This is a genomic window from Streptomyces sp. NBC_01217 (genome assembly GCF_035994185.1).
In the GTDB taxonomy this organism is placed as follows: domain Bacteria; phylum Actinomycetota; class Actinomycetes; order Streptomycetales; family Streptomycetaceae; genus Streptomyces.
Map to the genome: position 1 here is coordinate 7144560 of NZ_CP108538.1, position 24217 is coordinate 7168776.

General features: G+C 67.1%; 15 protein-coding genes and 1 pseudogene. 7 read left to right on the forward strand and 9 right to left on the reverse strand.

The genetic code is table 11. The features are described 5' to 3' along the window. Nucleotides 1-259 precede the first annotated feature (259 nt). Entirely contained in the window at nucleotides 260-682 is a 423-nt protein-coding gene (locus tag OG507_RS31875) for a MerR family transcriptional regulator (protein WP_327370560.1), read from the forward strand. A gap of 266 nt (nucleotides 683-948) precedes the next feature. Here OG507_RS31875 and OG507_RS31880 read toward each other — a convergent pair whose 3' ends face one another. Together OG507_RS31880 and OG507_RS31885 are read right to left on the reverse strand one after the other, a co-directional pair. Next, nucleotides 949-1383, reverse strand: a complete 435-nt coding sequence (locus OG507_RS31880; RefSeq protein WP_327370561.1) for a universal stress protein — start codon at nucleotides 1381-1383, stop codon at nucleotides 949-951. Nucleotides 1384-1744: 361 nt separating this feature from the next. Then, entirely contained in the window at nucleotides 1745-2242 is a 498-nt protein-coding gene (locus OG507_RS31885; RefSeq protein WP_327370562.1) for a nitroreductase family deazaflavin-dependent oxidoreductase, read from the reverse strand. Between the two features lie 161 nt (nucleotides 2243-2403). On the opposite strand from OG507_RS31885, the gene OG507_RS31890 reads away from it, so the two are divergent. The 4 genes from OG507_RS31890 (at nucleotide 2404) to OG507_RS31905 (ending at nucleotide 6333) form a co-directional block, all read left to right on the forward strand. Next, nucleotides 2404-3492: a PP2C family protein-serine/threonine phosphatase gene (locus tag OG507_RS31890; protein ID WP_327370563.1), complete on the forward strand. Its 1089-nt coding sequence runs from the start codon at nucleotides 2404-2406 to the stop codon at nucleotides 3490-3492. 34 nt (nucleotides 3493-3526) lie between these two features. Further along, nucleotides 3527-4063, forward strand: a complete 537-nt coding sequence (locus tag OG507_RS31895; protein WP_327370564.1) for a MarR family winged helix-turn-helix transcriptional regulator — start codon at nucleotides 3527-3529, stop codon at nucleotides 4061-4063. Between the two features lie 977 nt (nucleotides 4064-5040). Further along, nucleotides 5041-5175, forward strand: coding sequence for a hypothetical protein (locus OG507_RS31900; RefSeq protein ID WP_327370565.1), 135 nt, complete (start codon nucleotides 5041-5043; stop codon nucleotides 5173-5175). Between the two features lie 411 nt (nucleotides 5176-5586). Beyond that, the gene (locus OG507_RS31905; protein ID WP_327370566.1) at nucleotides 5587-6333 is read left to right on the forward strand and encodes a hypothetical protein; all 747 of its coding nucleotides are present in this window, start codon (nucleotides 5587-5589) and stop codon (nucleotides 6331-6333) included. Here OG507_RS31905 and OG507_RS31910 read toward each other — a convergent pair whose 3' ends face one another. From OG507_RS31910 to drmD, 7 genes and pseudogenes are all read right to left on the reverse strand, one after another. Continuing rightward, the gene (locus tag OG507_RS31910) at nucleotides 6334-7068 is read right to left on the reverse strand and encodes a DUF4142 domain-containing protein (RefSeq protein WP_327370567.1); all 735 of its coding nucleotides are present in this window, start codon (nucleotides 7066-7068) and stop codon (nucleotides 6334-6336) included. Nucleotides 7069-7557: 489 nt separating this feature from the next. Continuing rightward, nucleotides 7558-8001 (reverse strand): annotated as a pseudogene (locus OG507_RS31915) (CBS domain-containing protein); the annotation flags it as partial. Nucleotides 8002-8016: 15 nt separating this feature from the next. Then, a complete protein-coding gene (drmC, locus tag OG507_RS31920; RefSeq protein WP_327370568.1) occupies nucleotides 8017-8748 on the reverse strand; it encodes a DISARM system phospholipase D-like protein DrmC in 732 nt (243 codons plus the stop codon). Next, nucleotides 8741-10774 carry a DUF1998 domain-containing protein gene (locus OG507_RS31925; protein WP_327370569.1) on the reverse strand — a complete coding sequence of 678 codons (2034 nt, stop codon included), beginning with the start codon at nucleotides 10772-10774 and terminating at the stop codon, nucleotides 8741-8743. Before OG507_RS31925 ends, drmC begins: the two co-directional genes overlap by 8 nt. After that, complete coding sequence (gene drmA / locus OG507_RS31930; protein WP_327370570.1) at nucleotides 10771-14523, reverse strand: DISARM system helicase DrmA; 3753 nt, start codon at nucleotides 14521-14523, stop codon at nucleotides 10771-10773. The genes OG507_RS31925 and drmA overlap by 4 nt, the downstream gene beginning before the upstream one ends. Further along, on the reverse strand, nucleotides 14520-18557 hold the full coding sequence (locus tag OG507_RS31935; protein WP_327370571.1) for an Eco57I restriction-modification methylase domain-containing protein: 4038 nt from the start codon (nucleotides 18555-18557) through the stop codon (nucleotides 14520-14522). Before OG507_RS31935 ends, drmA begins: the two co-directional genes overlap by 4 nt. Continuing rightward, entirely contained in the window at nucleotides 18554-21703 is a 3150-nt protein-coding gene (gene drmD, locus OG507_RS31940) for a DISARM system SNF2-like helicase DrmD (protein ID WP_327370572.1), read from the reverse strand. Before drmD ends, OG507_RS31935 begins: the two co-directional genes overlap by 4 nt. Nucleotides 21704-22218: 515 nt before the next feature. Between drmD and OG507_RS31945 the strand changes: the two genes are divergently transcribed. Beyond that, nucleotides 22219-23325 carry an XRE family transcriptional regulator gene (locus tag OG507_RS31945; protein ID WP_327370573.1) on the forward strand — a complete coding sequence of 369 codons (1107 nt, stop codon included), beginning with the start codon at nucleotides 22219-22221 and terminating at the stop codon, nucleotides 23323-23325. Next, the gene (locus OG507_RS31950; RefSeq protein ID WP_175308928.1) at nucleotides 23322-23927 is read left to right on the forward strand and encodes a hypothetical protein; all 606 of its coding nucleotides are present in this window, start codon (nucleotides 23322-23324) and stop codon (nucleotides 23925-23927) included. Before OG507_RS31945 ends, OG507_RS31950 begins: the two co-directional genes overlap by 4 nt. The last annotated feature ends 290 nt before the right edge of the window (nucleotides 23928-24217 follow it).

Here is a 24217-nt window from a genome sequence, read left to right on the forward strand (position 1 = left end):
GGCGCGCGGCCGTGCGGCTCACATCCGGGGGCGGAGGGTCACGGCGGGCAGGCGGTGGCGGTCGGCGTCATCGGCTCGCGCACGCTCTCTCCTGCAAGAATGGGATCTTCGCCGAGGGTGCCATCGGCCCCCGAACGGTAGTGGACGGGGCAACCGGGCCGCCCTCACCGACACCAACTCTACCCTAACGTTAGAGTAGAGGTTGGCGAGGCCGTACGGGACGCGCCCCGCCACGACGGGAAAGGCCAGGACTAAGGGCGTGGACGACAAGCACATGCAGATCGGCGAAGTTGCCGCGCGGACGGAGCTGTCCCTGCGCACCATCCGCCACTACGAGGAGACCGGCCTGGTCATCCCCTCTGCCCGCTCCCAGGGCGGATTCCGCCTCTACACCGAGACCGACGTCGCCCGCCTCATGGTCATTCGCCGCATGAAGCCCCTCGGCTTCACCCTGGACCAGATGCGCGACCTCCTGGACGCCACCGACCGCCTCGACGCTGGCACCGGTCTCGAGGCCGCTGAACGCGAGGCGCTCCTGGAGCGCGTGCACACCTACCAGCAGGCCGCGGCCGAACAGGTCCAGAAACTGCGCGTGCAGCTCGCCCGGGCCGAGGACTTCGAAGCCACTTTGCGGGCCCGCGTGGAGCAAGCCACCCCGGCCGCTGCGGCGGCACGGGACTGACATCACCCCACGCCTATGGGCGGTGCGAAGGCTTGAGTCCCTACCCCGCGGCAGGTTCGGTGTTTCCCGTTGACGACGTGCGGTGAGTTGGAAAGCCTGGTCGGCATGATGTTCCTTCTGCAACGGAGGTCCTGTCGGTGACCTGGACCTCGGTCGTGCTCACCGCCTGGGCCGTGACCTTCCTGGCGCTCAATGCTGCCAGTAGCGAAGTCCAGGGCTTCACACGGAGGTCGGTGCTCTCGAAACGGAGGGCTTCCGGCCGCGCGTCACGTTGTCTGCGGGCGTACGACCAGGACGGGGCAGGGCGCGTGGTGGACGCAGTGCTGAGCGGTGGAGCCCAGGAGCATCTCGGCGAACGCGCCGTGCCCGCGACTGCCGACGACGAGTAGGTCCGCCTCACGCGCTGCCGCGAGTAGCACCGGGGCAGGATGGCCCTCCTCGACCCTGGCGTCGACGGAGAGCTGCGGAGTCGGGCCCAGTACTGCGTTGATCGCGGAGTCGAGCGTCTCGCGAGCACCCGCCGCGAAGTCCACGTCCGAGTAGTCGGGCAGGTATCCGTAGGTTGGTGGCAATCGCCACGCGGTGACCACCCGCAGGACGGCCCCAGTGGTCTCGGCATGCCGCGCTGCCCACCGCAATGCCTCCTTGCTTACCTCGGAACCGTCCACGCCGACAACGATCAACCGCTGGTCACCGGTCATCCTCAACCTCCGAGATGTCCTGAGCGGACGCTTATGTCGTCGGCGACGGTAGTGCCAAGAGACTTTTGCCCTTCGAACCAGGACACGACCGGATCTGTCGCACATCGACAGCGAGCGGCAGACCAGCTCACGTAGGCATGGCCCCACCAGGTCGAGCGTGGTCGTCAGCACCACCGACGGCCAGCGGACCTCCGCCGAACGGGGCAGCGCCTGTGGGCCGCCCTGCGGGCACTGAACGGACGACCGGCGTCCCTCACGGGAGTGCTGGCGTCCCTCACGGGAGTGAGAGACGGATGGTGATGGCCCCAGGGGCGAAGGATTTCATTCCAGGAGTCGCGCCGGACCCGTGGTGTTGCAGTGTTCAGAACGACCGGGGTCCGGCGTCGTCCAGTTGTACGAACGGGATGGCGCTGCCTGCGTCTCGGAATGCGGCCTCGCTGCCGTCGGCGGCAAGGTCGAAGAAGGCGCACAGTCGGCGGGCGGTCCGGGGGTGCCGCCGGCCGTAGCGTGCCATGATCTCGGCTCCGTCGTCCGGCGTGAGGAAGTAGGCGGTGACGGCGTGGTGCCGGTTGCCGAACTGGATGACCGTCTTCGGCTCTGCGCGCAGATTCAGGTACCAGTCCGATCGTGGCCCGAAGCCGGAGGCCACGGTCCAGCTGCCGCCGGCAGGATCGTGCGCCACGACTTCGAGAACCACGCGGCGGTCGAGCCCGGTGGCCCGGCCGGTGTGGTGCAGCAGGAGTAGTCGCTTGCCGAACACCGGTCCCAGCCCCATACGGAAGAGGTGGATCGGCAGCCGTGCGGCCCGGCGTCGCCATCCGGCCGGGAGTAGGGACGGCTTGGGGTCGGTTTGAGGCATTTTCGCCCTTCCCGGGGGACTGAAATGTCTGCTCCTGGCCTCGATTGGGTAAAGGGTCGGGCCGAGAGGCGCTTCGTCAGGGAAACCTTTGCATAGTCTAAAGGCGGGGGCGTCCGCCGCAAAGGCGGCTCTCGATCGATGCGACACCGATGGAGAACGTCATGACCGTGAAGAGGCCGACGTCCAGTTCCGCTGTGCTGTTCTGGATGCCGGTGGCGGCGATGGTCGTGGTGGCCGCTGCCGATGTGCTCGCCGGCCCGGGAGTGGGTTTTCTGCCCTTGGTGTCCCTCGGGCCGGCGTTCGCCGGGTTGCTCGGCGGTTGGCGGCGTACGGCGCTGATCGGCGTGGTGGCTCTGGTGCTCTGCGTCGGACTCGGGCTGTACGACGGGTTGTTCGAGGAGCGCCGGGGGTTCACCGCGATGGCGTCGGTGGCGGGCGTCACCGGTGTCGGCATCGCGGCAGCGGTGATGCGCGGCCGCCGGGAGGTGGAGCTGGCCAATGTGAGGTCGATCGCCGAAGTGGCTCAGCGGGTGTTGCTTCGGCCGGTGCCACGGACGGCGGGGCCGCTGCAGGCGGCTGTGTCCTACACCTCCGCCGTGGCGGAGGCACGCATCGGCGGTGACCTGTACGAGGTGGTCGCCTCGCCACACGGTGTGCGGGTGATCGTCGGGGACGTGCAGGGCAAGGGGCTGACCGCGGTGGAGACGGCGGCCGTGGTGCTGGGCGCGTTCCGGGAGGCGGCGCATGACGAGCCCGACCTGGTCGGACTCGGCGAGCGACTGGAGCGCAGCGTGGCGCGGGAGCTGGAGGGTGAGAAGTTCGTCACCGCCGTGCTTGCCGAGATCGCCTCGGACCGCGAGGTCGTCTTCCTCAACTACGGCCATCCGGCACCGATGGTCGTACGCCGGGACGGGACCTTGGACTTCCCGCAGCCGCCTTCTTACGCGCTTCCACTGGGCCTGGGCGCGCACGGGATCGAGGGACCCAAGCCCCACCGGGTGGCCTTCGCCCCTGGCGAGCAGCTGCTCCTGTACACGGACGGCGTCACCGAGGCCCGTGACGAGGGCGGCTCGTTCTACCCCCTTGGCGAGCGGGCGCACCTACTCAAAGACCCCGACGCCCACGGCGCTTTGGAGGCCCTGCGCGCGGATCTGATGCGGCACACGGCCGGGCCGCTGCACGACGATGCCGCGATGCTGCTGCTCCGGTATCACGGGCATGGGGAAGGAAAATCTGTTCCCATCGAGTGAGTGGGCAGCGAGTTCGGCACGGTAGAAAGGACGTATGCCGGAGCGCGAGACCCCTGCTGGGGCCATGGATGATGTCGATGCTGTGACGAGGGCGGTGCTGACCGCGTCACGGCTGCTGGTGGCGGTCTCCGCCCGCTCCCTCGCCGAGGTCGAGGAGCGAGTGACCCTGCCGCAGTTCCGGATGCTGGTCGTGCTCTCCACCCGGGGCGCCACCAAACTGGTCGCGCTCGCCGATCTGCTCCAGGTGGCACCCTCGACCGCCATGCGCATGGTCGACCGGCTCATCGCCGCAGGACTCGCCGACCGGCAGACCAACCCCGGCAACCGCCGCGAAACGCTGCTGCAGCTCACGGCGGAGGGCCGGCGCACCGTCGAGGACGTCACCGCCCGGCGCCGCTCCGAGATCGCCGCCGTCGTCGCGCGGCTCCGTCCGACGCAGCGGCTGGCGCTCGTCGAGGCCCTCAACGCCTTCAACGAGGCGGGCGGAGAGCCCTTGGCCCCTGCTGCGGACGACCCGGAGCCGCACCCGCTCGGCTGGATCGTGGACGGCGCGATGGCGCACGACGCGTGACCGCCTGCGGCTGAGAGTCCGGTTTCCGGTAGGTCGGCTCTTCTCCACGCCCGGAAGTTTTTGCATAAAGCAAGGGAATGGTGGACGTGGCCCTTCGCCGCCGAGTTCCGGCAACGGTGGCCACGCGAATGTGTCCGGTCGAAGGCAGGGCGGCCGGTCTGCCGCGGCGGCAGCACGGGCGGTCGCCGACGGGCTGAGAACGACGCAGGGATGTGCGCGCATGCGCCGATGGCGCCGGCCTTCGTCCCACGCCGAGTCTCACCTCATGGCGCATCTGCGGTCCACGGTGTGGAGGCCCGCGGAGTTCGTCAGGCTGCCGCCCCGGTGGCTGGTCGGGGAAGGGCTCCTTGCGGGGCTCACGGTTCCGATCGTGCTGCGCGAGATGGGCACGGTACCTCTCGGTACGGACGACATGGGCGCCTGGAGGTACGTGCACACCAGCCGGGATAACCTTTGCAGTAGGTAAAGTTTGCATACCGCCATGCAGCGTGGGTCACTATGCGCTGGTTTCGGACCGGGGGCTGACGTGCGGCTCCGCCCTCGTCATGTTTCATGCGGACGCGCCGACGGAACGGGCCCCCGCCGAATGATACGGACCTCGTGGTTCTCGCAGGCGGGGCAGTGGGCAGACTGCCTACCGTCTAGGTGGTAGACGGGGGCGATCCGGTCGTGCTCGTCTACCGTTATGTCGATGTCGTACGTGCCGTTCCAGCCGTGCCCGCAGTCGAGACAGAGGAACGAGTAGTAGACGCAACGGGCGTGCTCTGCGTCCACGACTGACCTCCTTGGGGTGGTCTGTCCATCGAGGTTCTGCGCTCCAGTTTTGCACAGTGCAAAGCCGATGGAAATGCCTCAAGAAGTGGTCAGGTGGCAGTGTGTACCGCGCGCAGCGCGCTCTGGCGGCTGAGTCACCCGACCGGGTTGCCGTGTGCCGACTCCAGCACGGGTACGCCGGTTCCCACTGCCGAGAGCCGGGAGTGCAGAGCCTGGGCGAGGGGCTGGTCGGCCGTGACGGGGGCCGGCGGCTCGGCGAGCTGCCCGACAACCGCCGGTGCGCCTTCCGGCTGTTCCGCAGCGCCTTCACCACCGCCTGGGCGACGACGCCGGCATAGTCTCCGGCCTCGTCGAGGACGGGGAGCGCGCTGCGGCCCGACAGGCTCAGCAGGTCGGCGGCGTCCGTCAGCGTCGTGAAAGCGTGCAAAGCTGAAGGCAGCGATTCCATGACTGCGCCGACGCGCTGTGGGCCTATCCGTGTCCCGGGGGCCGGGCCTTCGAGGTCGATGGCGCGGCGGCACAGGACTCCTGGCGCCCACGTGACACACCGGTGTCGCCACCCCGGTTCTTCTCTGTCACCGCATTATTTTGCATAATGCAAAGGAAGGGTGAGCGGGAGGCTTCACTGCCGGGGTCCGGCAACATCGGCCACGCAACCGTGTCCGGCCTGGGGCAGGGTGGATTCCCGCCCCGAACGGCAAGATGCGAGGCCGCTGACGGACGAGAAACGACGCTAGGGGGTGGGACGCGTGCGCCGACTGCGTCACTTCCCGCGCGCGGCGGAACCCCATCTTTCGACCCACTTGCGAACCACGGTGTGGGGGCCTGCCGAATTCGTCGGCCTGCCGCCCTGGGGGTTGGTCAGGGAGGGGATCTTTGCCGGGACGCTCGGTGTCCTGACCATCGTTGGCACAGGAGCCCTCGGGGTCTGGACCGGTGCGTCCGCGCTGGCTAATGGCGAGGCGGGCCTGGTGGGTGCCGGCGCCCTGGCGCTCTATCTCGCCTTCGTGCGGGCTGGGCGGGCACTGATCGGCATTGTCGCGGTGCTCGGCGTGTGTCTGGCACTCCATGCTCCGCAGGCTGCGGCGGGCGTCGTGCTGGCCGACCGGGGGCGCGTGCAGTCCGTGGTAGTCACATCCGTTGACAGCGGTCGGCAAGCTGCCGCGGGCCGCAGCCGCTACCTGTGCTCGGTGGCCGACCAGGCCGGCGTACCGCTCAAGGTCCGCATCTGGCGGGGCTGTGGCCGGACCACCCGGCCGGGTGACGCGCTCGCCGTCTTGTACGACCCGCAGGGGCGGGTATCGCCGCGCGGACTGGACGCGGGGACGGCGGCGACGGGGCCACTTCGTGACCTCGCCGCTCTGGCCGCCGCGCTCGTCGCCGGATGCGTGATCGCGGTCGTACGCTCGCACCGCCTCACCCATGCGCTCTCCGCTCCGTCACGCCCCTTCACCGATGCGGATGTGTCAGATCACTATTCATCCGACCACCGGTGATCAGCCCGTCGTGGGTGTCGGGGACGGCGTATGCACGTTCAGGTCCGGACGCGCTCTGAGGGCGAGGACCGGTGTTCCGGGCTGCGGTGGCGGCGGGGTGAGTTGGGCCTTGGGAAGTTTCGGCGGAGTGGTCTGCTGGAAGTTGACCTGGTCGAAGTTGACCAGGCCGGTCTTCTCCAGCACGGTGATGTGATCCAGAACGGTGTCGTTGGCCAGGTCGGCCAGCTGGCGCACCAGGGTGTTCTCGGTGCTCGCGCGGATCTTGGCGATGACCGGGAAGATCTGCCCGTGGGTCACGCGCATGATGTTGACCGCGGTGGAGTCGAATTCCTTGCCGTTCTTCGAGTCGGCGGTCGCCACGAACTGCTGCTGCTGCGGGGTCGCTTGGTTGGGGAGGGTGATGTTCAGCTCGGGGGCGATCCTTCGGCACAGCTCGTCGAGGCCGGCATGCCCGACGACCAGGTGCGCGCCGGCCTCTTTCATGGCCGCTGTCGTGCCCCGTTGCATCGCAATTTCACCGAGGGGGTACTCCCACAGTCCGGCCGAGCGGACCTTGACCACGAAGTCCCGGTCGGCCTCGGTCAGCGGGCCGTACTGGGTGTTGGCGATGATGCGCGAGGTGGACGTGGTCGCGTTCTGCACGCCGACCATGGCGGGATAGGCGAGCGCAGCGAGGGTCAGGATCAGCGCACCGACCACAAGGGTGGTTCCTATCCAGTTGCGCGAGTTGGGCATGCTGCCTCCAGGCGTGAGCGGTTCTGCACGCCAGGGGGTACGGACGCGTCGGGTGGATTCATCATTGCGCTGGGTAAAATTTGCATCCTGCTATGTGTTGTGCGTCACGCCGTAGCCGGGTGGGCGATGCGGAACGGGTTCATGGCAGTCATGGCCAGGGCCAACTCGCCATGCTGGTCGATAGCTTCGGCGCCGTCTCGCACGACCTGCAGGTCCTGCCTGGAGCGCTGGGGCGTGCCCGCAACCTTCCGTCGTCCCCCCGAAGGGTGGGCCTGTCGGCACGCCAGGCTTCGCGGGGCAGGTAGGGCTTTGTGAGCGTGTCACAGGCGCCGGTCTGATGGATGGTCGTGCATCCGGGCGGTCGGCGGCCTCCCGCCGGCGCCCGGTTGGACGGGGCGCAATCCGTCGACGGCGGGTGGGTGCACAGTCCGCGCGGCGCCGAGGCCGTCGACCGGGTACCCGAGGAGGCGCGCGTGTCGGGGCGCCGCCTTATGCGACGGGGTGCACGGCCCGTAGTGCGTTTTGGTGGCTGAGCCAGCCGACCGGCTTTCCGTGCTCGGGATCCAGGACCGGCACCCCGGTTCCCCCTGTCGAGAGCAGGGCGTGCAGAGCCTGCGCGAGGGTCTGGTCCGTCATGACGGGTGGGGGTGGCTCGGCGAGTTGCCCGACCCGCGTTGGTGCTGCTTCTGGCTCTTCCGCGAGAGCCTCGGCCACGGATTGGGCGGTGACGGTGCCGACGAATTGGCCGGTGGTGTCGATGACCGGAAGTGCGCCGTGGCCGGACAGGCTGAGCAGGTCGGCGGCGTCGGCGAGTGCCATTGATACCGGTAGCGGCGAGGGCAGGGGTTCCATGACGGCTCCGACGTGCTGGGTGCCGATCTGCGCGCCACGAGCCGGGCCTTCGAGGTCGACGCCGCGCCGGCGCAACTTGACTGCGGGCAGCCCACGTCACAGCTGCTCATACAGAGAGTTTTCCGCCTCCCTCAGCTCGCGTTCGACGGCTTCGGTGAGATTTGGGTTGTCGATGAGGACGCCGAACTCGACGTTGTTGTTCTCCGCGCTCCAGGAGAAGTTCGCGCTAGTCACCAGGAGAAGGTGGTGATCGATGGCAAGGAACTTGGCGTGGTTGCGGACGTGTATGCCGTCGAATTTCTTGGTTCGCCAGACCTCGGCCGGCGCCAGGTGCGCGGCGACTTCTGCGGTCGTCGGGGACCAATGTTGTCCGCTGTCGTCGGCGGCCCGGGTGTCCATGTAGACGCGGACAGTGATGTCGTCGCGCCGTGCAGCTTCCCGTAGTGACTTCCAAAGCGTCGAGCTCCGTTGGAAGTTGAAGGTCGAGCACGTGATGGCGTGGCGCGCGCTGTCGACGAGGCGGCTCACCGAGGTGGTGAGCGGCCCGGTCTGGGCGAGGTGCCCGGGCATGGTCCACAGCGGTGACAGTGTGGTTGGCAGTGCCCGGGCCCCCTCGATTGCACGTAGGACTTGGATCTGTTGGTGCGATGCCGCGTCGTAGACGACTACGGCCTGCAGCAGACGCCGGACTTCTGCCCGCTGGCCGGCCGCCACGACTTTGAGCGCGGTGCTGAGGGTGTCGCCGTCGGCCAGCCGGTCCGCGATGCCTTTGGCCTCGGTTCCGGAGAGGAGCTGGCCGAGTCGTCGTGGCGCGTCTGTCTCACTCATGGACTCGGAAGAACCCGAGGTCGCTGCCGGGCAGGTCGAGGAGGAAGCGGCGATCGAGGAAACGGTTGGCGCGCTCGCAGGAGGTCTCTGATGCCATTACACAGCAATGGCAGGCGGCGCCGTGGAGGAAGTCCTCGGGGTCCTGCGGAGTGCGCTTGGAGCAGATGGGGTCGGAGGAGCAGCGCGTGGCTTTGCTTAGCGCGCTGTCGACGACTCGCTGGAGGCGAGAGGGCTCGCTGAGCTGCACGAGGCCGCCGAGGGTGCCGTCGCTGTCGGAGGCGGTGGTGCAGATGAGAAGGCCAGCTGATGGGTCGCGGCCGTCTGCGGCGGGCCAGGCGTAGAGGCGTTCGCTGAGGCTGGCGGCCGAGTATCCACAGGTGAGGGCGAGTTCGCGGATCAGGATGTGGGCGAAGGTATGAACGAGCCAGTAGCGCGGGGGCTTCAGGCGGGTGTCGGGGTCGACCTTGCCTGCGGTGTCGGAGAAGCGACGCTCGAAGTTCCTGCGGTGCGCGTCGCGATGGGACGTCCACACGCCGGTGTCCAGGACGCGCTTCTCCCAGGTAGCGACCGCGTTCTCATCGAGCTGGATGAAGATCCCCTCACCCCGGTCCTCGGTCGCTACGGTCCAGGCCGGTCGCGACGTGCGGGTCAGCGGGGCCAGCCGGCGCGGGAGGTCGCCGACTCGGTCCATGTCGTCGATGCGGGTGAAGCCGACCAGGGCGTTCACCTTACGGAGGCGCTCGACCGCGAGGACGCGGGTGATTTCTGGCTGCAGAGTGCCGCCTCGCTCGCGGTTGGCGAGGGTAAGTCCGCTCTTGGGGTCCTCGACACGGGTGCCGACGATGTCGCGCAACAGGTAGCGCCATTCGGGGACGAGGAGGTCGACCGGGTCCCAGTCGCGGAGCTTCTCCTCCTGCTCCTCTGGAGTGTCTGTGGGCGCGGAAGCAGCCTGCAGGACTTGTTCCAGCTCGTGGTCGGACAGCCCGGTGACGTCGACGCCGCCGTCCATGCCGAGCAGGTCCCTGATCAGGTCGAGGCTGACGCGGTACTTGGCGAGTTTGTCGCCGAGCGCGGTGCGGACTCGGTCGGCCAGGTCGCTGGCCTTCTCCTCCTGGGACTCCGGCATGACGACGATCGACTGGGTGGCCGGGAACCACAGGTTGGATGCGCCGACGAGCATGAGGCGGGATTCGTTGCGGCAGCCCTTGGGCTCGAAGGCATCCAGGTGGGGGTGGCGTCCGCGGCACTGCGGAAGCTTCGCCTTGCCGGCCTCTCCCTGAGCCTCGTTCATCGGGCGCCGCAAACCGCAGGATGCGCAGTGGATGACAGCCGAGGCGCCCTTGCCGGCGGTCCGGTCGACCATCTTCATTGCGGGCAGTTCCGCCTTGCTACACGGCTGTCCGCGGTGCACCCACAGGTCGTACGGGAACTCATCCAGGTGCCCGTCCACACAGGCCAGCAGGTAGCGGGCTGGGATGGCGGTGCGCCGCATCGGTTTGCGTGGGCCGGCTCCCGCGCGTCCGGTGCACTTGGCGTGTTCGAAGACGGCCAGGTCCGTGCGGAAGGGATGCGTATTGCGGTAGTCGAACTGCGCGAGAAGCCCGAGCATGTCGCAGCCCGTGCACCGCAGCCACTGCGGGAAGACCCGCGAGGGGACGCCGAGGTCGTTGCCCTCGGCGGACCGGCTGTACTTCTTCGGCTGCCAGGGATAGGGCCGCAGCTGCACGTCGGGGGAGCGCAGCATCATCCGGACCACGTCACGCAGGCGCGGCGCGTGGATCTGCGGAGGCGCGGAGTCGCGCCGCTGCCAGATGCGGTCCCACTCGTCCAGCCCGGTGGGCATGATCGTGAACTGCGGCAGGTCCATGATCGCGCCGGGACCGTAGGTGTAGAGCAGGGAGGAGGGGCGGGCCGAACCGACTTTGGCGCGGTTGTGCTTGGTGGCCTTCTCCGCCTCCTGCTCCAGGTCGCCCAGCGGGTCGACGGCGTGAGCGACCTCGTGGAGGAATCGCGTCTCGTCACTCACGAGTTTTCCTCCGGCATCTGCCACTTAGGGGCATAGTCAGGCGCCCGGTACACCAGACGTTCCTTGATCGGGCTCACCAGCAAGTTGATCTCCGGCTGAACCTCACGCATTGAGTTCGCCACGATGAACGGAGGCGCGTCCCGGGTATCGATGCCAGCCTTGGCGTTCTCCGCGCTCATCATCAGCGCGTCGTGCCGACTGTCGTCCAGAACCTTTTCGTAGACCAGGGACTTACGCAGCTCAATGAGGTGTTTGCGCCGCTTGCCCCACTGGTCGAGCCGGTTCTCCAGGCGTAGGCGGGCGCGGTCGGCCGCGTCCTCATCGCCCGCCCTTGCGATCCGACGCACGAGGGCTTCGATGAGCTCACCAGCGAAGTGCTGCTCGGCCTCGATACGCGCCGCGCCGTCCTCTGGGGACAGCCCCTGACCGTGGCCAGCCCTGGCAGCCTGCAGGACCCTGGCCGCGCTGACCAAGACACCGTCCAGGCCGCGTTCCAAGGAGGTCACCGAGAACGGGGTAACCGACAGCGCCTCGACCTGAGCATAGAACGTCTCGTGATAGTGACGGAACTGCTCGAAATGGGCGAGGTCCCTGGGCCGAGCCCAGTTCCCCAGTGCGAGAATCAGCCCTGGCCGGTCGCCGTCCCGGCCGACGCGGGAAGACGCCTGGATGTACTCGGCGGTGTTCTTCGGCTGGCCGACCACGAGCATCAGACCGAGCCGGGTCACGTCGACGCCCACCTGCAGCATGGAGGTGGCCAGCACTACGTCGTACGGGTTCACCTCGCGTGTGAGATCCGGCTTCTTCGCCTCCCGCAAGGCGCGCCGGTTGCGCTTGCCCGCCGTGGAATCGAAGCCGGGATCAAACGACATAGCCATCTGGTCAAGCGTCGCGGTGATGTCGGCGCTGGCCACCCGTGACGTCAGCTCGGCAACGTGCAGCGAACCGAAGTCGGTGCCGGTGCGGCGAGGCAGCTTCGACCAGGGGCGCCCCTTGGCGAGCGCAGTCTGGATATCGTCACTCATATAGCGCGCCATGCCCGCCAGTTCACGGGTGGCGCTGAAATAGCCGACCAGGCTCATATACGGATCTGCCACGCTGCCCGAGCGGTCAATCAGCAGTTGCCCGCCGGCCATGAGGACCTCGGCAACCCGGATCTCCGCCGTGGTCAAACGCACACCTGTCGTGCTGACCCCGACGTACCGGCGCCCGGGATTCTTCTCGGAGACCGGGATCTCCTTGGAGAAGAACGTGTTCCCGGCGTCCAGGACCTGCGGCGGGAAGATGGTGACGTCCCGCCCATACAGGGCACGCACCTGGTCGGACGCGTTGCGAGCGGTGGCGGTGGAAGCGACAAGGAGCGGGCGCACCGGGCGCCCGTCCTTCGTCCGCCAGTCGGTCATCACGTCGATGGCCACCTCGAACAGACCGACCGTGGTGCCGAGGGCTCCCGTAATCAGGTGGAGTTCGTCCTGGATGACGAGATCCGGGGGCCGCAGCCGCGCAGCCGGATGTACGGGGGCGGCCGGGTGGCCGTCCTTCTTGGGGTGTTTGCTGCCGTCCTTGATGGCGCACTGCTGATAGTCGGGGTGGACGAAGCCGTGCCGCTCGCAACGCCGCGAAACGTGTCCGAAGAGCGAGGCGGCCTCGCCCTCCCGGGCCAGGCGGGCGAACTTGTCCACCGTAGCGATGACGAACGCCGGCGCGAGCCGGTAAATCTCCTCGTCCACCGTGAGCACCGGCAGCCCGTCGGGGACCTCACCGCCGTCGGCGAACGGGCACTCGGCCAGCTCGTCACCGCAGTACACATACACCCTGCGCAGCGCGGGCTCCGTGCGTACATCCCGCGCCTCGACCCGGGTCCCGCACCACGGGCAGCGCTGGATCTGCAGCACCGTCAGCCGGTAGCCACGGCCCCCATGGGCCTTCTGCAGCTGATCGGCAGCCTCGTCGTACCGCTTCGGACTCACATCCGTCCCCACCCACAGCCCGATACGGAACGGCTCGTCCCCCCACGTCGCCACGTCATCGCGCCGCGCCAGCTCGGCCGCGCACACCAGCGTGGTGGCACGCTGGAACTGCTGAGCAGTGAGCAGGCGCAGCGTGTACCGCATGAGCACGGCCACCCCGGAGCGTCCGTCCAGGGGGCCGTCAAAGGCATCGACGACGCCCTGACGGCGCCTGATCGCGAAGGTGTACGCGGCAAGACCGAGATACGCCTCCGTCTTGCCACCACCAGTCGGGAAGAACAGCAGCTGCGCCTTGGCCAGCTCTCCCGACCGTTTCTCCGCCGCCGGATCGGACAGCATCGGCAACTGCATTAGCACGAAGGCCAGCTGGAAGGTACGCCACGAATGCGCCCGTTCCTTATTGTCGGCAAGGATCGCTTCGCGGGCCTCGTCAATGCCCTCCTCGGGTGCGCTCGCTCGCCGCTCCGCGACTTGCGACTGCACACGCTGATCGGCCATCACCCGGTTCATGAACCGGAAGCAGCGCAACGCTTCCTCGTCCCCGAGAAGAAACTCCAGTCCGTCGGCGAGCTGGCGCTGTACTCGGCGTGCGTCCCCAACCGCTTCCAGTCCCTCGGACCGCAAATGATCCGGAAGAGCCTCGGCCCTCTGCTGCTCGTTGTCCAACCAGGCCGTGTAACCCGCGACGATCGGTTCAAGTCCTGTGCGTAGCTCGCCGGTTGATGCTCCCTGGAGCTTGCGCATGTCCAATAGGGCCGCGCTGATCTCCTCTGCGGCCGTCTGCGGCGTCTCGCTCACCGGCAGCCATGTCGTCCAGACCTCGCTCGCCCTGCGTGCCCCCTCGACGGTCTTCCAGTCCACCGAGCAGGTTCGACCGTGAGCGAACTCCAGACGATTGCGGTACTGCAGCCGCAGCCGACGCAGCTCGTCGTCCTGCTCCTCACGCGTATCGAGAAGTACGTCGTTGACCGGCAGGAACACCTCTGCCCCGCCTGCCGACACCGACAGCTTCGTCTGGTACAGCCATGCTTCAACCGGGATCTTGCGCGGGGTCTCCCGGTCGTTGCAGAGCGCCACCTCTATCAATCGGCAGCCACGCTCGGTGTCGTCGTAGCGATCCACCCGGAGCACGATTTTGTCCTTGAGTGTGATCTCCGTCGTACGGGACGGCCCCAGGTCAGCGACCTTGATTGTCTTGGCGATGGCGTGGGGGGTGCGCTGGAAACGGCGGAAGGCAGGAGCGGGCGCCTCGCCCTCGCTGGCGTCTACGCCTTCACCACGCTTCTCCTTCACCGGCTCGTACGTGCCCCACGAGGCGGTGACCGTGAACTCGTCCAGGTCGTCGGGGATCTGGCACCGAAGCCCCATTGACGCCGGGATCATCAATCCGCGTTTCTGCGGCTGGTCCTCGACCTCGTCCTCATCCGAACTGGCACTGCTGTCATCGACCGCGGTCAGCGGCACACCCCGGCTCTCGGCGGCGTCCACGGCATCGCCTACGTCGCTCGCGGCCTCGTCCGAGCCCGCCTCGCCAGGATCAGCTCGGCCGGCGGTCAGCCGCACGGGCGCGATCCGACCGATCAGGTAGGCCGAGTCGGGGACACCTTCGAGGACCTCTTCCGGGCCGTTGGCCGGGCCGAGGAGCTCACGCTCCAAGATGTCGACCAGGTTCTCGCGGGCCGTCCAGGAACGGTCGTCGGGGTCAAGGGCGAGACGATAGGGCGGGGCCTGGAGGGCGCCGGTGACGGACTGGGCGCTGTTGCGCTGGGGGGTGGTCACTCGTCGCCCTCCTCTTCCTCGGTGGCTTCATTGTTGCCGGTGGGACTGACAACTCCCTGCGAGGCGGCACGGCGATGGTTCTCTTCGAGGAGGCGGTCGAGGATCTCCACCCGGGCGGCCGGACTCACCGTCCAGCGTTGCACCTGCCGATAGGTGTGGAAGTTGTGGTCCAAGGGGAGGCCGTCCCAGCCGTAGGCGACCATGACGGCTTGGTCGAGCTCGACGTGGATCTCGCGGAGGCGAGCGACGTCGGCGTCCAAAGAGCCATCAATGTTTGAGTCGTTTACCAAATGGTAAAGTTTGGTCAGCCCCAGACCGCGACGGAGCATGATATTTTGCCGCTCCACATTGAGAAGGCTCCCGATTTCGGACAGTCTATCGCTATGTGCTGGGCGCGGGAACGTTTCGAATACGTCCGATGGGGTGTAGCGAATATCGGCGCGCATGGTCGACCCGTGCGTGATTGCCCACAGCTGATGCAAACTTGAGGACAGCACCGCCTGATCGGAGTAGGACTCCGTGGCAAAGACGACGGTAGCCTCGCTAGGGATGGGCCCTTTTTTTACCCTGCACGGCATCACGGTCACGGAGTGCCTTGTTAGAACGAGAAATTCGCTCAACTCTGAAATCGCTGCCCTCATTGCAGGGCGCGCCCTAAAGAACAGCCACCATGGGGCGTCCCTGACTGCCTTCGATTTCTGCGCCCGTTCTCCTTTGACTTCTTCTAGGATCCGATTAAACGGTAGTGGGTACTCCTGGGCGGCAGATTCTGTGCGGTCGTTGAAATCAATGATCCAACGGGAAGGTGAAGAATTCGGGCGCGAATTCAAGTCTTCGCCATTAAGGTAGGGGAACAAGACCTCGGCGTTCTTGGCGTCCGCCTTCAGCCACTCTGCAGCCTCCTCCTGCGTGATTACGAAACCGCCGCCATATGGTTTGCATCCTTCAAATGTAACGCCTCGATTCTCGATCAGTTTGACTGGATGCCCCTCGACTCGGCCGCTCGCCTCCAGAAGGGTCGAGATTCGCCTGACTGGGACATCATCTGCCATTCGCGACGCCTCGATTGAGATCTCGCCCAGGCTCCCCCACACTGCGGCGTATTCCAAGTTGGCACTTACCGCAGGCCAGGGGCGACTCTGCGTCGCCCGGGTAATAGTGAACCCGTTACTAGCGATGAGGTCTAGGCCCGTCTCTCGGGTATCACCCTGGGCAATGGTATTGGTCGCAATGAGGCCGAGGTTGCCCTTTAGGGTCAGGAGTTCAGTAGCGCGAAGGAAGAAATAGGCCACGATATCTGCGCGGCCACCACCTCGTCCACCTGCCAGTACGTAGCTGAACCAATCCCGAACGTTCCCGCCCAGCGCTCCGGAAATCTTGGTCCCGCCTAGGAACGGCGGGTTCCCGATCACGGCGTCGAACCCGCCTCGTTCCATTACATCCGGCACCGCCAGAATCCAGTGCAGCGGCTTCCACCGCGCGTAGTCCGTCGTCACCGTCGGAGTAAGTCCGACCTCCTGGATGCCGTCGAGCATGGTCCGATCACGGTCCGTCTCCTCGCCTCCGGCGGGGTACGCGGTCTCCACGGCGATGCGCAGGTTCTCGTACGCTGCCTTGAGCTGCTTCCCAGGCTTGCCGCCCCACTGCAGCCCTGCCGCGATCACACCATCGGCGACGTCAGCGAGTTGCTCGGTCAGTTCCTGGTAGCGGCGCCACTGGCGACGCTTGGTGGCGGCCGACCGCTGCGGGTCGTTGTCGTCGACCTCGCTGGCGAGCTGGCGACGCAGGCGGGTGGCCTGGTCCAGAATGTCGTCTACGTCTAGGGCGAAGACGCTGAGCTGATTGCCAGCCGCGGCCGGGTCGATGTGGAGGCGGCGTAGCTGGTCGGCGTCGGTCAGACCGAGAAGGGCGTTGCCGTGCAGCACCTTGTCGTCGACGAAGGAGAACGGGAGCTTCGGGTCCAACGACACCAGCCACAGCGACAGCTTGCACATCTCCACGGCCATGCCGTTGATGTCGGCGCCGTACAGGCAGGTCGCGACGACGGTCCTTATGGCGTGGACGAGCAGGTCGTGCGGTGTCCTTCCGTACGCCACCCCCTCGCGCTGCCATGCCTCGACGAGGCGGTCGGCTAGGTAGCGGGCTGCGGCCACGAGGAAGGCGCCCGAGCCGCAGGCGATGTCGGCGATGCGCAGTTCGAGGATCTGGTCGGAGTCGAGTGGCCGCCATGCATCCTGGTTGGCGGTCTGATGCGGCCCGGGTGCGTAGACGAGAGGCTCGAGCGCGTACCGGACGACTTCCTCGGCCAGCGAGCGCGGCGTGTAGTGCGCGCCCGCCGAGGCCCGCGAGGGGGTCTCCACCAACAGGACACCGCCGGGCATGACGACGAGGGGACGGCCTCGCAGGTCACGGCGGATGATGCCGATGAACGGGCGTAGCCGCTCGCGTAGTTCAGGGTCATCGGTGACGTCGCGTAGGGCGATCTCGATGTCGTCAAGGGTCTCGCCCGCCTTCAGCGCCTTGGTGAGGGCGGCCTTGCTGGACGGCTTAGCCGCCGGCTGGTTCACCTTGACCCAGGCGAGGATCGCATCGGCCAGCGCGGCTTCGGTGCGCTTGGCCTGGCTGAGTTCTTCGAGCGTGGCGAGGGGGACCTCAGGTTCGGAGCCCGCGCTACCGGTCAGGCCGACAACGATCTCTTCGGCGGGCTCGCAGGAGTAGCCGAGGAGACCCTCGTAGATGTAGCCGATCTGCTCGACGTCGATGTCGCGGAATGAGATCCGGCGGGCCCCGCCGGGAAGTTGGGCGATCTGGACAGCGCGGAGGACTTCGAGCATGACGCGGTCGCTGACCGTGATGGCCAGAGTGTCCTGGGAGTCACAGGCGGTGAGAAAGCCGAAGCGGGCGGGGTCGAACAGGGAGCCGCCGTACTCGGGCAGGCGGAGGTCTTCGAAGGACGCGCCCCGGTACAGGGCCTGGGAGGTGGCAAGGAGCCGGTGCCATGTCAGGAAGGTGGCGTCGAGGGCTTGTTCGCCTTCCTCCTTCTCCCGCGAGTCAAGGAGGTCGAGTTCGTCACTGATGCCGTAGCCCATCGCGAAGAGCCGGCTCTGGGGCAGCAGCCCGCGCTCTTCGGCGAAGAGGAGAAAGACGACGCGCATCATGACGGTTACGGCGGCCTCGTAGACCTCGCTGCGCCGCGCGGGCAGCGGGTCGGCCTCGCCGCGTCGCCGCGACTCCAAGGCACCTTCGGACAGGGCCTGGACGATGAGTTCGACGGCGCGGCGGACCTGGGTGCCGAGTGCTTCGGTGATCTTCTCGGCAGCGGTCACAGACTCGCCGAACAGTTCGGTGAGCCGGTCCTGTGGCTTGCCACCGATCAGGCGGCGTCGCTGGAGGAGTTCGATGAAGGCGTTGCGGGTCTGGGGCTCTTCGATCCAAGTCTGGGCGTCGACGATGCCCGAGGCGACCATGGTCTGCGGGCGGGCACTGACGAGGACCCACCACCGGCCGTCAGTGACGACGCCGATGGGCACGCCGGAGGCGCGCAGCAGCTCTTCCATACGGTCGATGGGACTGGCCGACCAGCCGTCGGTGAGCGGATCGCGAAGGGACTCCGCGGGGTCGGTGATGAGGACGAGCGCGCCGGTGGTATCGCCGTGGATGAGAGCGCCAGTGGCGCCTACGGAGACGGTGTAGTCGGGCGAGTGAATCTCGGCGGCGGCCGGGGCCGGCACGGTATAGGAGGCACCCCAGCGCAAGCCCCGGCGCAGGACGAGTTCGACCCAGGTATCGCGGGCCTCGCGGTAAAGATCGAGGGCGGCCTCGTCGTCGGGGTACTCGTCCCAGTTCTCCCACGCCTTCTCGAAGGCGGGCTTGGCGTCCTTGATGGCGTCGAGTGCTCGGGCATCGGGCTGGGGAATGCCCTGGGGCCAGAGGCGCTCCAGGGCGGGGACGGCGAGGAACGGACCATCGCTGTCGACGAGTTCGAGCCAGGCACGATGCAGGTCGGCGGCGGTCGGGGCGTACTTGCGGCTCATGCCTTAACCATTCCGTTCTTCGCGTCTTCGGGGGTGAGAGCGAACACGACCGCGGCGGCCGACACGTAGGGCCTGATGTCGCTGTAGCGCTCCCGGATCGACGCGATCTCGCGCTCTTCCTCGTCGCCCAGGCTCTCCAGGCGTTCGTTCATGTGGTGCAGGTCGCGGCGGCGCTGCTTTTGCTGGTCGTCGGTGAACAGCAGCTCCTCCTCGGCGCGGATGGCCTGCTCCAGACGGTCACGGGACTCGCGCAGGTTGATCCGGAACGCGCCGAAGATCTCGTGGGCGCGCGCGATGTCGGAGTCCCGACGCTGCGTGAGAGCTTCAGTGACCTTCTCCTGGCGGCTGGCGCTCTTGCGTTCCATCGCAGTCAGCAGGCGGCTGCGCAACCGTGCGCCGTCGTCGTTCCACTGCTCGGCGAGGTGGGCCCGTACGTTCTCGTCTGCGAGGAGCAGCTTCTCGGAGTCGAGCGTTTCGTCGAGGACCTGTTCGACCTTGGACTCCGCGAGTGCCTGGCCGCGCAGGCGGACACCGGTGAGAAAGACCTCCTCGTGGAGGCGTAGCCCGCCGCGGCCGACCAGGACGAGCCGGGAGACGGCGGCGACACAGGATTGGGGAAGCTCGGGGGCGATGACGGCGGCGACTCGGTGGACCGGGGAGTCCGTGCTGAACAGCGCGGAGCGCAGGGTGCGGGTGGCCCGCTGCATGAGGGCGTGTCCGAGGTGGATGTGGACGAGGTCGGTGCGCTGCTGGGCGGCCTGGTCGTCGAAGGTGATGGGGCGCAGCACCCCCGGTTCAAGGCGGGTGTCCAGGCCGCGCAACGCTGGCTGCCAGGTCCGGCCGAGGTTCGGGATCTCGAAGACCTGCGCCTCGGTGCGGTCGTCGCCGATCTCGACGAGCGGGGGCTGGGCGGTCAGAGTGAGCGCGGTGTCCACGACCCGGCGCGCGTTGGCGGGCGTGAGGTGCATGGCGGCCTTGGACTCGCCGTAGGTGTCCGACAGCTGGGTCAGCTTGCGGTTCAGGTCGATACCGCCGGCCAGCACCCGGGTGATCACCTCGTTGGCGTCGTCCGGCGCGGTCAGCCGGGCCTTGCGTGTCGTACGGGTGGGGGCGAAGTGCTCCTGCACCTCCGCGTCGATGACCTGGTTGACCTTGCCCAGGTCCTCGATGGCCTGTCCGACCTTCGTCGCGATGATTCCCATGAACTTCATGTCCGCGTCGTACGTCGTGGAGCCGGAGACGGGCACGAAGTGGAAGATCTCCGGATTCTGCGTCTGCCCGTACCGGTCGATCCGACCGATGCGCTGTTCCAGGCGAGACGGGTTGAAGGGGATGTCGAAGTTCACCAGGCGATGGCAGTGGGTCTGCAGGTCGATACCCTCGCCCGCGGAGTCGGTGGCGAGCAGGACACGGACCGGGTGTTTGTCGGGGCTCTCAGTGAACCGGGCGCGGATCTTCTCCCGCTCCTCGGTGGGAGTCGAGCCCTGGATAACCTCGAGCACGTCGTTATAGCCGCGCTGGCGCAGGATGCCGGCGATCCAGTCGAGAGTGGCCGCGTACTCGGTGAACACCACGACCCGTTCGTTGGTCCAGTGGCGGCCATCGGGGCGGCAGACGGCACTCAGGAAGGACAGCAGTTCCTCCAGCCGGGAGTCCGGCTTGTGCTCATAGCCGCGCCCCCACTCGACGAGCGAGGCGATCTCGCTGCTGGTGGCCGCGACCAGGGGGTCCGAGCCCTTTGAGTGGCGCAGTGCGGTGAACTCAGGGTGCCCGACCGCGCCTTCCTCCTCGTCCGACTGGGCGCTGCCGAGGACCTCCGTGTAGTACTCATACTCGTCGTCTACTCGCAGCTGCCGGTCACCGTCGCCGGCCTCCTCGTACAGCTCAAGGGTGCGGGCGAATGACCATGGGCTGGACAGGAATCGCTTTTTCAGCAGCATCGCGACGATGTCGCCGCCCGATCCCTTGCCGTTCGCGCGGGCGCTCTCCGTCAGAAGCCGCTCCAGTCGCTCGAACTGCTGCTGCTCCTCCTCAGACGGCGTAAACGGGAGGGTCCCCAGCGTCCGTGCCTTGAACCCCTTGTCGGGCAGATCGGTCTTCAGCCACCGCACCATCACCTCCTTGAGTGCCTTCTCATCGATGCTCGCGCCGCGGGTGAACCGGCGGCCGTCGATCATCTCCAGGAGGGCGGTGAAGGACTCCGAGTAGCCGTTGTGCGGTGTAGCGCTCAAGAACAGCCGGTGCTCGCATGCCTCTGCAAGCCTTTTCGTCGCGGTCGTCCGCTTGCTGTCCACCGCGTAGCCGCGCTGCCCCGGCGCCGTCGTCGGGCTGGCTGGCGCCACATGGTGAGCCTCGTCGACCACCAGCGCATCGAACGCGTACCGCCTAGCCGTCCCGGAGCTGCGCACATCGGCCAGCACGTCGCGCAGGAGACGCTGAGCCCTCAGCGACGGCAGCCACGCCATGCTCACGATCACGCGGGGGAAGAGCCGGAAGGGGTTGGCATTCAGCCCATGGCTCCGCCGCACCTTCGCCATCAAGTCACTATTGACGATGACGAAGTCGAGGCCGAACTTCTCCCGCATCTCGTCCTGCCACTTCAACGAGAGGCTCGGCGGGCACACGATGACCACGGAACGAGCACGGTGCCTCAGCAACAGCTCCTGCACGACGAGGCCGGCCTCGATGGTCTTGCCCAGTCCGACGTCGTCCGCGAGCAGGAGGTTCGTCCGCGACGACTGCAGGGCCCGGCGCAGCGGCTCCAGCTGGTACGCCTCGACATTCGCACCGCTACGGAAGGGGGCCTGGTAGGAGTCCGCGTCCGCAGAGGTGACCGCGCCCCAGCGCACGGCGTCCACGAACGCGGCGAGCGTGTTCGGGTCGTCGAATGCCTCCGCGCGCACGGATTCAGGGAGGCCCTGGTTCGGGGCGACGGTGTGGCCGACCTCGAGCTCCCAGACCACCATCAGTTCCTGCCCGAGCCGGTCCTCGTCCAGCGACTGCAGGCTGACCACATGGGAGAGGCCGGCAACGCCCTCGTCGGCGGGGCTACGAGGCAGGCCCTGCCTCTGGACGTCGGAGACCGCCCAGGTGGAGCCCCGGACCTTGACGACCTGCCCCGGCTCCGGGACTGGCGGTAGGGCCACTGGGTTCGGGGCACTGCTCGCTGATCCCTGCGGATACTCCGTCGTTGTCGCCACCTGGGCAGACTCCCTTAACCAATGCCGTCATTGCTGGCCTGTGACTCCCAGCGCTTTGCACCGCAACTGCGCCATATGAGGATCACGAAAACACCAGTATCTCCTGGCCTGGGTACGGCCCGCTTCAAGTCGCCAGGACTCGCTGACATCGCTGGTCAGCCTTCCACCCAGACCGCCCCTGGTGGTCTCGCAAGCCAGGGTTTTCTGGCCGCCGTACCCTTGATCTCGCGCTGACGGAGACGCGCCCGCGACTCAGGCTTGCACTGTGGGGGTTGTCCGCTGGTCAGCAGGGCGTGCGTTGCTTGCCGGAGTTCCCGCGGGAGCTTTTCCGCCAATCTGTGGCCCGGTTGCTGGTGGTGGGTGGGTGTGCCCGCAGCAGGGCAGCCAGTTCCCGCTCCGACCTGGGAGATCGCCTACGGTGCGCCTTGTGGACAGTGCAGATGGCGGACTACTGTCCACGGGTGTCCAGCATCTCCGATCGCGTGAGAAGCCTGATCGACCAATCGGGCTTGAGCCTCCGCGACTTCGCCGACCAGGCCGACCTTGACGCCGAGCAACTCAGTGAGTGCCTTAGCGGCGCGAGCCGCTATTCGGCCGTTGAGCTCGCGGTCATTGCCGATGAATTCCACGTCTCCATGGACTGGCTGCTCACCGGAGCCGAGCCCCCACTGGCCGTGGCAGCGAGAACGACCACCGGAAAGGCCGCCGAAGCACTGGCGACTGCCCGGGACTTCGTTGCGCGGCGCGCCGACCTGGACAAGCTCGGCTATCCGCAGCCCTGGCGGCCCGTAGGCCCGACAACGCCTTCCGGCAACAGCTACGCCGCCCAGGGAGAGGCGCTGGCAAAATCAGCTCGGCGGGCGGTGGAGCGCCAGGGACGGTTGGTGACCGAGGGCGGCCTGCCAGAATTGATCGAGACGGTCTTCGGTGCGGATGTGGCTGTTGAGCCGCTGGGCGATGGCTTTGACGGCCTCGCTGCCATGGGCCAAGGTGCCAAGCTCATCCTCCTGAGTACGGCATCCAACCCGGCACGTCAGCGCTTCACACTCGCCCATGAACTCGGGCACCTCCTCGCCGACGACGACCAGGACGTCCACCTCGATCGCGACATCTTCGATCGAGCCCAGAAGAACGATCCGAGCGAGCAGCGAGCCAACACCTTCGCCTCCGTCTTCCTGTTGCCCGAGCAAGCCCTGCGCGAAGCGCTCGGCAAGGTGGGGCTGACCCGCGGAAGTTTTGCCAAGCTGTGCTGCGACTTCATGGTCAGCCCTGAGACCCTGGCCTACAGACTGCTCAAGTTGCGTGTGATCGACGCTGGCGGTTGCGACTACTACAAGCGCATGACCGTCCACGAGGCCGCAGTCGTAGCCGATCGGGTGGAAGAACTTGACCAGCGAGTCGCGGCCTCGGAGGAGAAGAAGCTCCCTGGACTCCTTGTACGCGACACGCGCGGTGCCTATGAGGCTGGCAAAGCGACCTTGCGTCCGTACGCATCGCTACTCGGCGCTGACGTCGACGAGCTCAGAGACCAGTTCGCGTCCGAACAGGACAACGGCGGTGCTGCGTGAGCGACTTCCTGTTCCCGGACAACACCGTCCTGTGCAACTTCGCCGCCGTTGAACGCCTCGACCTGCTTCGCGCGGTCCTGGCCGACCGCGGCAAGTGGACCTCCGCTGTGTCGCGGGAGGCGCACAAATCGGCCGGACAGCTTCCCGCTCTAAACGACTTGAGACAGCAAGGCTGGCTCGGCGAGGCAATCCGAGTATCGGCTCCAGACGACCGTGAGAACGTCGGCCACCTTCGCACAGCCGTGTTCGGCGGCCAAGGCGACAGGCCCTTGCAGCACCTTGGAGAGGCCGAGACCTGCCACATTATCCAACACTGGCCCCAGTTCTCCGGTGCGTGGTGGATATCAGATGATAAATCCGCGCTGGAGTATGCAATCGGACAGGGCATCATGACAGCGGAAACGCTCGACATGATGCAGCTGGCTGTGAAAGCGGGATTCGTCACCGCGGAGGACGGCTTTGACCTGATGCAGAAAATGCGTGAGCTGAACCGTTATCCGCGGCTTCCCCGGTCCGTCACTGACCTGGCTGTTCTCCCCTGGTCCATTGCTGAACTTTTACCTGGACAGAGCGACGGCGAAGCCGCCGCGCACGCTACGTAAAAACGGACAACGGTGTCCCCGGTCAATTGGTCGGAATCCTACGCCGGTTCTGATGCATCACTTCTTGGGTATCCATCATCCTGCCGTGCGCGGGGATAGTGGCTTGCTCGATGGGGCGGTGGGTTCGCCCCCGAGGCGGTCAGATGCAGTCTGAACTACGCGAATGTTGGCAATCTGACGGGATGTCAGTGGTGTTCCGCGGAAGGACTCGAACCTGCGGCCGAGCACCTAGAGAGCGCGTGGTAGGCAACGGAAGTCGATCCGGGGCGGCGCCACTGCTGGCCAGGGCA